Origin of the sequence: Pseudomonas sp. NBRC 111127 (assembly GCF_001320345.1) — a bacterium.
GTDB lineage: Bacteria > Pseudomonadota > Gammaproteobacteria > Pseudomonadales > Pseudomonadaceae > Aquipseudomonas > Aquipseudomonas juntendi.
Genome location: NZ_BCBD01000072.1, coordinates 18,345 through 27,201 on the forward strand (window position 1 = coordinate 18,345; position 8,857 = coordinate 27,201).

At 55.4% G+C, this 8,857-nt stretch carries 13 protein-coding genes; 8 read left to right on the top strand and 5 right to left on the bottom strand.

Annotation, left to right across the window (positions count from 1 at the left end; all coding sequences use genetic code 11):
- The first annotated feature begins 31 nt into the window (after positions 1 to 31).
- From APH30_RS14725 to APH30_RS14740, 4 genes are read left to right on the top strand one after another with little or no spacing between them, the layout of a single operon-like run.
- A complete protein-coding gene (locus tag APH30_RS14725; RefSeq protein WP_054912964.1) occupies positions 32 to 538 on the top strand; it encodes a hypothetical protein in 507 nt (168 codons plus the stop codon).
- 28 nt (positions 539 to 566) lie between these two features.
- Positions 567 to 1,343: a hypothetical protein gene (locus APH30_RS14730; RefSeq protein ID WP_256216645.1), complete on the top strand. Its 777-nt coding sequence runs from the start codon at positions 567 to 569 to the stop codon at positions 1,341 to 1,343.
- 25 nt (positions 1,344 to 1,368) lie between these two features.
- Positions 1,369 to 2,280, top strand: coding sequence for a hypothetical protein (locus APH30_RS29555; protein ID WP_172689551.1), 912 nt, complete (start codon positions 1,369 to 1,371; stop codon positions 2,278 to 2,280).
- A 47-nt stretch (positions 2,281 to 2,327) separates the two neighbouring features.
- The gene (locus APH30_RS14740) at positions 2,328 to 2,717 is read left to right on the top strand and encodes a hypothetical protein (protein ID WP_054912966.1); all 390 of its coding nucleotides are present in this window, start codon (positions 2,328 to 2,330) and stop codon (positions 2,715 to 2,717) included.
- Here the strand turns inward: APH30_RS14740 and APH30_RS14745 are convergent.
- A complete protein-coding gene (locus APH30_RS14745; RefSeq protein ID WP_054912967.1) occupies positions 2,714 to 2,953 on the bottom strand; it encodes a hypothetical protein in 240 nt (79 codons plus the stop codon). The two genes, APH30_RS14740 and APH30_RS14745, sit on opposite strands and share 4 nt — an antisense overlap.
- Before the next feature lie 10 nt (positions 2,954 to 2,963).
- Positions 2,964 to 3,221, bottom strand: a complete 258-nt coding sequence (locus APH30_RS14750) for a hypothetical protein (RefSeq protein ID WP_054912968.1) — start codon at positions 3,219 to 3,221, stop codon at positions 2,964 to 2,966.
- 470 nt (positions 3,222 to 3,691) lie between these two features.
- On the opposite strand from APH30_RS14750, the gene APH30_RS14760 reads away from it, so the two are divergent.
- Together APH30_RS14760 and APH30_RS14765 are read left to right on the top strand one after the other, a co-directional pair.
- A complete protein-coding gene (locus APH30_RS14760) occupies positions 3,692 to 3,886 on the top strand; it encodes a hypothetical protein (protein WP_054912970.1) in 195 nt (64 codons plus the stop codon).
- Between the two features lie 76 nt (positions 3,887 to 3,962).
- Positions 3,963 to 4,217, top strand: coding sequence for a hypothetical protein (locus APH30_RS14765; RefSeq protein WP_054912971.1), 255 nt, complete (start codon positions 3,963 to 3,965; stop codon positions 4,215 to 4,217).
- Positions 4,218 to 4,308: 91 nt separating this feature from the next.
- Here the strand turns inward: APH30_RS14765 and APH30_RS14770 are convergent, their stop codons facing one another.
- Entirely contained in the window at positions 4,309 to 5,070 is a 762-nt protein-coding gene (locus APH30_RS14770) for a hypothetical protein (protein WP_256222036.1), read from the bottom strand.
- Between the two features lie 195 nt (positions 5,071 to 5,265).
- Here APH30_RS14770 and ligD point away from each other — a divergent pair, with 195 nt between their 5' ends.
- Positions 5,266 to 6,222: a non-homologous end-joining DNA ligase gene (gene ligD / locus APH30_RS27975; protein WP_172689556.1), complete on the top strand. Its 957-nt coding sequence runs from the start codon at positions 5,266 to 5,268 to the stop codon at positions 6,220 to 6,222.
- Positions 6,219 to 6,533, top strand: coding sequence for a hypothetical protein (locus APH30_RS14780; RefSeq protein WP_054912973.1), 315 nt, complete (start codon positions 6,219 to 6,221; stop codon positions 6,531 to 6,533). The genes ligD and APH30_RS14780 overlap by 4 nt, the downstream gene beginning before the upstream one ends.
- Positions 6,534 to 6,563: 30 nt before the next feature.
- On the opposite strand, the gene APH30_RS14785 is transcribed toward APH30_RS14780, so the two are convergent.
- Together APH30_RS14785 and APH30_RS14790 are read right to left on the bottom strand one after the other, a co-directional pair.
- Positions 6,564 to 7,937, bottom strand: a complete 1,374-nt coding sequence (locus tag APH30_RS14785) for a hypothetical protein (RefSeq protein ID WP_054912974.1) — start codon at positions 7,935 to 7,937, stop codon at positions 6,564 to 6,566.
- Positions 7,938 to 7,946: 9 nt separating this feature from the next.
- The coding region (locus tag APH30_RS14790; RefSeq protein ID WP_156326483.1) for a TraM recognition domain-containing protein at positions 7,947 to 8,857 on the bottom strand (911 nt) is incomplete at its 5' end.

Consider the following 8,857-nt stretch of genomic DNA (forward strand, 5'->3'; position numbering starts at 1 on the left):
GTATCTCATACGGACTTTTGAGGGGATCGATATGAATATTATCTGGTGGGTCCTTCGTCCTTTTTACTGGCTCGGTCTGTTGCCAGTGATAGCCGTATTCCTGGTTGCCTGTGTCCAGTTCTCCAGGGACACCGATGTATCGCTGGGGATCATGGCCATCGCGCTGGTTTATTTCGGGATCGGCTACCTGCTGTTCGCGGTAGCTCCACGCTACTTCAAATCGCGCCTCGATCGCATGGTCGAGAAGGTCAAGCTGACGGGCTTCAACCCCAGCCACGAAGCTGTCTCGGTAATGTTCAACCGCTATGTCGGCTTCGATGCCGCCGCGAAGAAGGCCTTGTACGTCGACGTCAATCTGAACAGCGCGACGGTTATTGATTTCGATCAGGTGTCCAGCTGGGAGCTGGTACCCGATAAGAGCCCACACCTGCTGTTCAAATTGGTGACCCGCGTGCCGAACTTGCATGAGATCGGGGTACGCATCAAGGCGAACCAGTTTGGTGCCTGGAAGTCGGATATGCACTCTCTGTTCGGCTGACCACGAAATTCAAAGGAATTGATGTTTTATGAACCTGAAAATGACTGCCGCCGCATGCGTTGTCATGGGCCTCCTGACTGGATGCAATGACAAGGAACCGTCCGCACCTGCATCTGCTCCTGTGCCTACGCCTAAGCAAGGCCAGAGTGAGCAGACCCAGCCTGTGGAACCGGCAAAACCAGCACAGGTGATCGACACTTCTGTCCCGCTCAACCAGTACCAGGACTTGGCTCGAAACAATGGCCAGCCACTGACCTACCTGGTGCTGGCAAAGGCCCCTGGTGCCACGACGGAAGACAAGATGGGCTACCTGTCCCCCGACTACCTGGCCACCAACGACTCGTTCAAGCGCAAGGACATCGAAGCGGCACAGTGGCCTGCCTTCGAGGCATCGCTGAAAACCTATGCCGCGAATGACTACTACTCGCTGCCGATTTCTGGTTTTGGGGTATCGAGCGCACTGAGCATGCAGAACATTTCGGTCGGTCCATACGATTTCAGCACGCAGTCTTTCCCCCTGACCAGCTATGGGCAGTACTGCTGGGCCAATCCGGTTCGTAATGCCCAAGGAATGAACCTGCAAGTTAAGCCATCGGCGTTCCCATGCAGCTTGGAAGTCAAAGACCCAGCACAGGCACGGGTCATCGAGGAAGCCAGGGCCAAAGGCAGCATTGACCTGCGAGGCACTTTGTATCTGTACATCCCCGAAGCCGATGGCAACACCGCAGTAGGTCAGGTCGTGCGCGGCTCAATCGACCTGGTCAACCAACAAACCAATCAGGTTATGGCGAACTTCACCATGTGACGATCTAAAGCGAAGGAGGTGGCCTATGAAGCAACTTGTGACTCGCGAGCCGTGGTGGGCTCAACCGCCCAAACCCGGGCAAAGTGACAAAGACTGCACGTGGGGCTACCTCGAGCGCTTCGACGACGGGTCGTTCTCGTTCGATCAGGCCAATCGCCCAAGCGATGAAGAAATTCAAAACCGAAAGGGATGCCGAGTGCCGCCGCACTCTACGTCGCCCTCGACCGGGATTTTACAAGGCAAGGAGACTTCGATGAGTGCGAACTCGATCCAAGAATGGCAAGGCGTCCTGCAGGACATTGCTGAACAGAAACGGCATCGCCTGACGGGCAGCGAGTACAAGGAGGTCATCGCCGCGATCGAGGCGCAGCCTAAGGACATCGAAAGCCTGCACATAGCTCGTCAACTGGTGGCCAAATTGGCTCAGCACCAGGGCCATGAATCCGAAGCCCCCTTTCGTGATGAAAGCCTGAACCGAGTGTTCAATGTAGAGAAGATGCCTGCAGCACCTGCAGAAGGCGACGAGCGCCTACGCGAGCGCGTCATTGCCGGTACCACGATCTTCAAGTCTCGGGAGTTCGATCACACATCTGAGCCATCGAAGCTCAATGATCGCGGCGAGCCTGGCCGACTTGTACACGGGAAACGCCTTGACGTATTTCACAACACCGAAGGCCCCGGCGATAAATTCGAAGTCTTTCAGGTGCGTACCTCCACGCACATTCCGTACAGCACCGGCATTCCTGGTAAGCCAGTCGACGGCGAGCGTAAGCCTCATGGGGTGTTCCATAGCTTCGAAGAAGCAGGCAAAAGCATCGACAAGACGGTGGGGGTGGTGAGGCACTCTGAGATGATCAGACAACGCCAGGCCGAGCACGGTATCCACTGGAAGGAAGCACCACCTGCACCGAAACCCCGGGCTCCGCGGCCGGCATAAACATCCATGAGAGGGCCGCGGCCCTCTCGTTCATTTGGAGCAAGCGTGTGATTCTTCAATTCAAGTTTTTCAACACCGAACAACAGGAAACAGCTCTTTTCCAGACTGAAATCGACCTGAACGGGTTGGTAGCTGTCGCAGAGTCAAAACGCGCAATGATTCAAGAAAAGGGCAAGGCCTTCGCGCAGAGCGCTGTGCCATTCTGGGCCGGCGAGATGGTGAAAGCTATCGAAGAGAACGATGAGCAGGCGATCAACCGGCATGCCATTCAAGCCGCGATGGCGGCTTGGTTGGCTGATTCGGTTTTCGACGGTGCTACCAAAGCTGATTACGAGTCGAGTTACCTAGAATTTAACGTCCACCCATTGGGTATGGTCGTTCTGAATCGGCACCCGATGGCAAGGTATAAGGCGCCTCCTGGGGCGCCTTCCAATTAAAGGATGATGAAGGGGCAGGCCGAGCTGTGGCAGACGGTCGTGCCCCTGGCTTGCACTGGCTCCGCTCGATCGATGTCGATGTGGCCTTGTCCGACCGGGACTGCACAGATCACCCCGTCGACCATGATCAACGCACTTGATTGGCAAGCCTGATCTGTGCGGGCCTGAAGCAGATGGGAGTACGCCTGCTTGATGTCCTGAACGCCCTGCAGAAGAACGCAGCGATGAGTATTCATGATTGTCCCCTCACGCTGCGCCGGCAATTTCTGCCGCACGCCGAGTAACGATGATCACTGGAATGGGAAGGGAACGCTCATCCCGCACTATCAGGGCTTTGTTCTGGCTGAACATAGCGGTGTCCAGCTGACGGCGGGCAAGCATTGACCCGATGCTTGACTGAGTGGACTGGATAGTTTTGCCATTACAGGGCACAACCAGGGATTCACCAGGCTTCAACTCAGCCAGGCCTTGAGAAACATTCCTGCACGAGATTTTGAGTTCCATTTCTTGCTCCTAGAGATGGGGTAGCCGCCCCGTTAAACATTGCGCATACGTACGTACGTATTTATAATAGACCCTGTCGCATGGCTTGTCAGCCAGAAATGACAAATCCCTAGAACCAATTGGCATCAACACTCACGGAAGGAGAGCGGTATGAAACGAGCAATCGCGGGAAGTACGGGGTTAGGCCTGTTGCTAGTAGCAACAGTCGGCGTGGCAGCCCCAGCCGAGGAGCAGGGCCCAGCCCCCGTTGCAGCGAACATCACCGCCCAGTTCTATGACGTTGCGGAGGAAGCTGTGGACATTCAAGTCCTGCAGCAATCAGCGCTGGCAGCGACAGTGGTGGCGACCGCGCCGGGGGGGCATGTGTGCACCTACGACTTGGTGCAGGCACCTGCTGATTCTCAGGCTCCACATGGCTGGTTGATTGCACACACTAGCTGCAAGTCTTAACGAGACAGAGGAGAGGGAGCATGACTAACCAGACAACCAGTCAGTCCGGCAATGATGGTTGGCAGGAATTCGAACATTGTGGCCAACGCTGGTCTTTCAACGAGGACGAATTGGCCCAGCTCGATGAAGAAGACGGGAGCTTTCACTTTGTGCGTTACCACCGCCTGCAGCAGCCAGACATTGAATGTGTGAAGATACTCATCGACGATATGTGAGCCTTTAGCCCGCCTTGCGCGGGCTGACCCATCCATCATGGCCTATCGTCGCCCTCAATACCTCACAGGAATCCGTATGCAATCCAATAATCATCCCGCTGCGCCTGACAGTTTTGAGCGCTCTCGCCTGGCGGAACTTGTCAAGCTGCATCAGGCTATCGCGGCGCTTGGCCAGGCACCCGACTATATGGCGGTGATTGAGCAGCGCTCAGCGCTGTATGACAGTGTGCGCGAGCTTCACCCCACGCTGGTAAGTACCGAGGAAGCTTCTGCTCTTAACTTGCTGATTGGCTCAATGGCCGAGACGCGCAGGGAAACGCTTGGCGTTTGAAATCGTAACCTTCTCCAGCCTGGTGTCACTGCCAACACCAAGCGCGGGCTGCAGCGCCTCTAGGGGGTGGCACTGGAGTGCCGGCGCAGAGTCAGGTAGCAAGCTTCTTTGCCCTATAGAGATCCTGAACTCGTGAGGCTGATACCCCAGCAAGTTTGGCCAATAACGTGTGGGGAATAACACCGAGGAGGTGGTCATACCTCGCTGCTCGGGAGACCCGCTCGTAAGGCTTCACACCAAGAAAATCCCGACGCTTCTCAACGACGCTGTAGGGCACACCCACGATGCGGCTGATCTTAGCGATCGACATGCAGTGCAGAAGGGATTCGTAGCCCAGCAAGGGGCCATGGCTGTCCTGCAGAGGGGCGACCTCACTGGGCTGCAGCAGCGGCGCAACAGGTGCAAACCCCAAAGACTCTCTCGCTTGCTGCACGGCGTCTAGGTGCACACCAGACACTCGAGCGATGTCCTGGTCGCTAACGAAGCCGAATAGTGGCTTGTAGGGCCTCAGAGGGTGTCCAATGGGTAACCTCTGCTCCCGCGGCTTAGGCCTGAACACCGGCAAGATTCCTTGCGACTCCCGGTAGTTTTTCACCATGTGGGACGATACACCGCATCGAGTAGCAACAGAGCGATCGGAAATCACGCCCAGAAGATGCGTATAAGGGGCAATAGCCTGGGCAACGGTGTAGGCCGGCAGCCCGTACGCTTCACGCCGGCGTTTGATGGCATGCCTCGAAGTGCCCACCTGAAGGGAGAGGTGAAGATCCTTCATGGTGCCCAGCAGGTGGTCATAGTCACGGGGTTTCCCGATCGCAGCCGGATTCACGACCTTCGGCGCGCTTGCATCCATTCAATGCTCCAACACTTGCTCTATGCCGCCTGCGCATCTGATCAGCAAATGCCCGAGCCAGTTGTGCGGCAAAAGGAACATGTTACCAGTCCTTCAACAAAGAATTCATACAGGCCTTTGGGCGGACGCGGTGATCTTTCTGACAGTCCAGCACTCCACCCTGAAGGGATGTCCCCGAAAGTGAGGTGGCAGAACATGCAACCACCCAAGGTACCGAATCCGGCATGGATCGCTCCGCACCTGGTCACGCTGACGACTCGGCCCCCGGAAGGAGAATGGAGGTATGAGATCAAGTACGACGGGTATCGTCTGATGACCCGGATCGATGGTGGCCAGGTGCAGCTTTTTACCAAGAACGGTTTTGACTGGGCCGATCGCATGCCACTGCTTGCCAAAGACCTCCGCCGTCTGGCTGTACATTCAGCCTGGCTTGATGGCGAGGTCGTGATCCAGGAGGACGACGGTCGACCGGCCTTCCAAGCCTTGCAGTCTGCGTTCGCCACTCGAGCGACCGATGACCTGGTCTACGTGGCCTTCGACTTGCTGTACCTCAATGGTGCGGATCTTCGGGGTGAAGCCGTTGAGCTAAGGCGGCAAGTCCTCGAGGCGCTGCTCGAGCATTGTCCGCTGCAGCGGGTCCGCTTCTCTGCAGCCTTGGATGCAGACCCTTTGCAACTGCTTGCCAATGCCTGCCGGATGAACCTTGAAGGCATCGTAGGCAAGCGAGACGGTAGCCGCTACAGCAGCACCCGGGACGGCGCCTGGGTGAAGCTTAAGTGCGGCAGTCGACAAGAATTCGTCATAGCCGGTTACACACGCGCTGCAGGTGGCATTGGATCGCTATTGCTGGGACTGCATGACGACGATGGCCAGCTGGTCTACGCAGGGAAAGTTCGTTCTGGCTTCAGCGGGCGCACTCTGGAGGCTCTGCGGGTTGCTCTCGCACCGCTTGTGCAGGATCGCCCCTCTCTTGCCGACCCACCTCGAATGAAAAGCGCAGGGGTTGTTTGGCTAGCCCCGCACCAGGTGTGTGAAGTGAAGTTCGCTGAGATTACCCCTGCCGGAAAGGTCAGGCACGCGGTGTTCGTCGGGCTCCGCGATGACAAGCCGGCCGACGCTATAAGCCTGGAGAGCGACAGCGAGCCGGTATGAGCGGACGTTTTGAGGCGTCCTGGGAGGTGGGTTTGTATCAGGTGGATATCGAGGCCGAGGCCTGCGTGATCCAGTGCGAGATCACAAACCTGGTTACAGCAGAACCTCAACCTGGTGCCTGGTCAAGTGATTGGGATGCCGAGGGATACCACGAACTTGAGTTCAGGGTGGTATCTGGTCAAGCGTTCGATACGGATGGCACATCCGTGGATCTTGGACGCAATGGCTGCGCTGAGCTTGCAGAACGCTACGCTGAGTACATAGAGGCCGAGCTGTGGCGTCACCTCAATGCGCAACAACTGACCGGTTAGGGTCAGCGTCTGCAAGCCGGCGGCGGCAGTTTAGAAATGAATTTGCTTGAACTGCGCGATTTGTCCTTTCTCAAGCATACGGACTGCCCCGCTGGTTTGGGGGCGAAGGTACTTGAGATCTTTTACATCGATTTTGAGCTTGCGAGCGGCCTCATCCCAATCTGCAGTAGCCAAGTTCAAAAGCAGCAAGGTGCCGGCATTTTTGATGAAGTCTGAGCTGAAATGAGCCGGGGACTGTCCAGCAAGGAGGATCGACAAACCGAATTTTCGCATTTCAGTAACGATGATGTTTATGGGGTTACTGACATCTTCATCGTTGAATTTTTTTGATTCATCGAGAACTACTAAACGACGAAGTTTCCCCCCTGACTCACCCCGCTGCATCATCTCGCGAATGATTGATCGGAGGCGAAAGCGAACGAACATTTTAAGTTCGTCTTCTGATTGAGCCAAGGGTTTCAAGTTGTAGCGACGAACCCTCGCATTACCAAAGGGAGGAGGATTGGGATTGAATACACCGGTTGCATGCAGATTTTCCAAGCGTGTAATCACGCTCAACACAACGTCTTTACTGTGATACTTGATGGCATCCTCAAACTCATGCCCGGTTTCAATATTATTCAGAAACGTCTTGTGAGCCTCCTCCGCTTTGTCCTTCGCTGCATTGAGTCGCTTTTGCTGCGCCTCCATATCGGAATCATCGCCGCGTGCTTTTGCCTTTGCGAGCTCCGTGCGGCGTTTATTCACTGCCGACATACACCGGCAGTACTCCTCAAAGCAACTCAAGGCTTTCTTCCCATCGCCACTGTCGTCGACGCCCATCCAGAGTGATCGCAATTTTCGCTTCGCGAGTCGAATCACATCAGGAAGGGTGGGATAGACTCCACGAAGCTCATTCCACTGCTTGGTCTGAATGATGTGGCGAATTTCATCCTCAGTCGCTTCTCGACGCACCCAGGTGCGCGGCTCGCCAGGCAAGATTCCCCGAGCAGTATAGGCGTCTGTGAGGAGGTGGCGAAGCACGCCTTCCTGGTTGCCTCCGAGCTTTCTGGATGTCGAGTTGATTGACTCGATAACGTCGTTCACTGCCCGACGGACACCGCCATAATGTGGGTCAGTATTCAGAATGAGCGGGTTGAATCCAAAGCGCGACGACTCGCTGAACATCACCGTCTCAGCACCAGGGATCTCGATGTCGCCGTGATAATCGAAGATATCAATTTCAACATCTTCATTCATGTTGGTCACGAATTCGCGGATCCAGTGCGTTTTACCAGCACCAGAAGTACCAGCCACGCCGACATGATGATTAGATACGCGATCCTCAGACCACACGACGGGTAACTCAACATTGTCTTTTTTGAGTTTCCAGTAGTCATTCCCCAATTTGATAGCTGTGGACATATATTCTCCTTAGTCGTCGAAGGCTTCTTCGGGGATGTCTAAATCATCCGCTTCGTCACCAAGCAACTCCTCAAATTCGTCTTCTTCACGTACCTGATGGTAATACCCAGTCAAACCTTGAGCTTCGGCAGCGTGCACAGCTTTGCGGGCCGCTTGGAACAATACGATGCCGCGCTGCTCTGGGGTTACTTCAAATCGGGTAATTCCATCCAAGTGCGTCGCAGTGGCCACGACTTCATCAAGGATAGGATCATCAAGTTTCGGATAGTAAGCTGATTCGACTCTGCGCAGCTGAGCCGTAATATAGTCAACCGAATGGTGATCAGTGGTGCTGATCTTCTCTGCGCTGTGAGGCAGTCTCGAATATTCCGGACGTTCAATTTGAAGGAACCGGTTAATTCGGGCAGATAGTTTGCTAGTTTTTTTGTGCTCATCCGGGATGTAGAAACTAGAACTCGGCACGACGCTATCTTTGAAGATGACCATGCCTTCGCCCGCTTGGAGCTTTTTCAAGTCAGGCAGCTCGATCTTGTTGCGCTTTTCAATATTGGCTCCCGCTTGGGCGCGGAAGGAGGATTGCATGGCACCGGAGCTTTCGTCATACCCACCCAGGACACTGTAATACCCTTCACCACCAGCCTTGCGGATGAAGTCATAGGTGTCCTCGGGGTCTTCCAGTGCGAGCACCCACTTAACCTTGGTGTTGGCCAGCATCGAGGCGGCTTCGTCAGCTGCCTCGCCACGTTTCAGACCTTGCATGTCCTGAACTGCCGCAACCATCATGAAGCCCAGACTTCGAGCTTGTGCGAACATTACAGCGATCCCGGCCGCGAAGTAGTACGCCAGCTCATCACTGATGATGAGGTAGGGGTTGGGCGCATTGGTCGCTTTTGTATCCAACACCTGCTCTTTCGTCCCCT

What these genes read in the sequence shown, in the direction of transcription:
- APH30_RS14765 (WP_054912971.1), top strand. Translation starts at nt 3,963, where the DNA reads ATGCAATCCAATAATCATCCCGCTGCGCCTGACAGTTTTGAGCGCTCT.
- APH30_RS14770 (WP_256222036.1), bottom strand. Translation starts at nt 5,070, where the DNA reads ATGGATGCAAGCGCGCCGAAGGTCGTGAATCCGGCTGCGATCGGGAAA.
- APH30_RS14780 (WP_054912973.1), top strand. Translation starts at nt 6,219, where the DNA reads ATGAGCGGACGTTTTGAGGCGTCCTGGGAGGTGGGTTTGTATCAGGTG.
- ligD (WP_172689556.1), top strand. Translation starts at nt 5,266, where the DNA reads ATGCAACCACCCAAGGTACCGAATCCGGCATGGATCGCTCCGCACCTG.
- APH30_RS14785 (WP_054912974.1), bottom strand. Translation starts at nt 7,937, where the DNA reads ATGTCCACAGCTATCAAATTGGGGAATGACTACTGGAAACTCAAAAAA.
- APH30_RS29555 (WP_172689551.1), top strand. Translation starts at nt 1,369, where the DNA reads ATGAAGCAACTTGTGACTCGCGAGCCGTGGTGGGCTCAACCGCCCAAA.
- APH30_RS14730 (WP_256216645.1), top strand. Translation starts at nt 567, where the DNA reads ATGAACCTGAAAATGACTGCCGCCGCATGCGTTGTCATGGGCCTCCTG.
- APH30_RS14760 (WP_054912970.1), top strand. Translation starts at nt 3,692, where the DNA reads ATGACTAACCAGACAACCAGTCAGTCCGGCAATGATGGTTGGCAGGAA.
- APH30_RS14725 (WP_054912964.1), top strand. Translation starts at nt 32, where the DNA reads ATGAATATTATCTGGTGGGTCCTTCGTCCTTTTTACTGGCTCGGTCTG.
- APH30_RS14745 (WP_054912967.1), bottom strand. Translation starts at nt 2,953, where the DNA reads ATGAATACTCATCGCTGCGTTCTTCTGCAGGGCGTTCAGGACATCAAG.
- APH30_RS14750 (WP_054912968.1), bottom strand. Translation starts at nt 3,221, where the DNA reads ATGGAACTCAAAATCTCGTGCAGGAATGTTTCTCAAGGCCTGGCTGAG.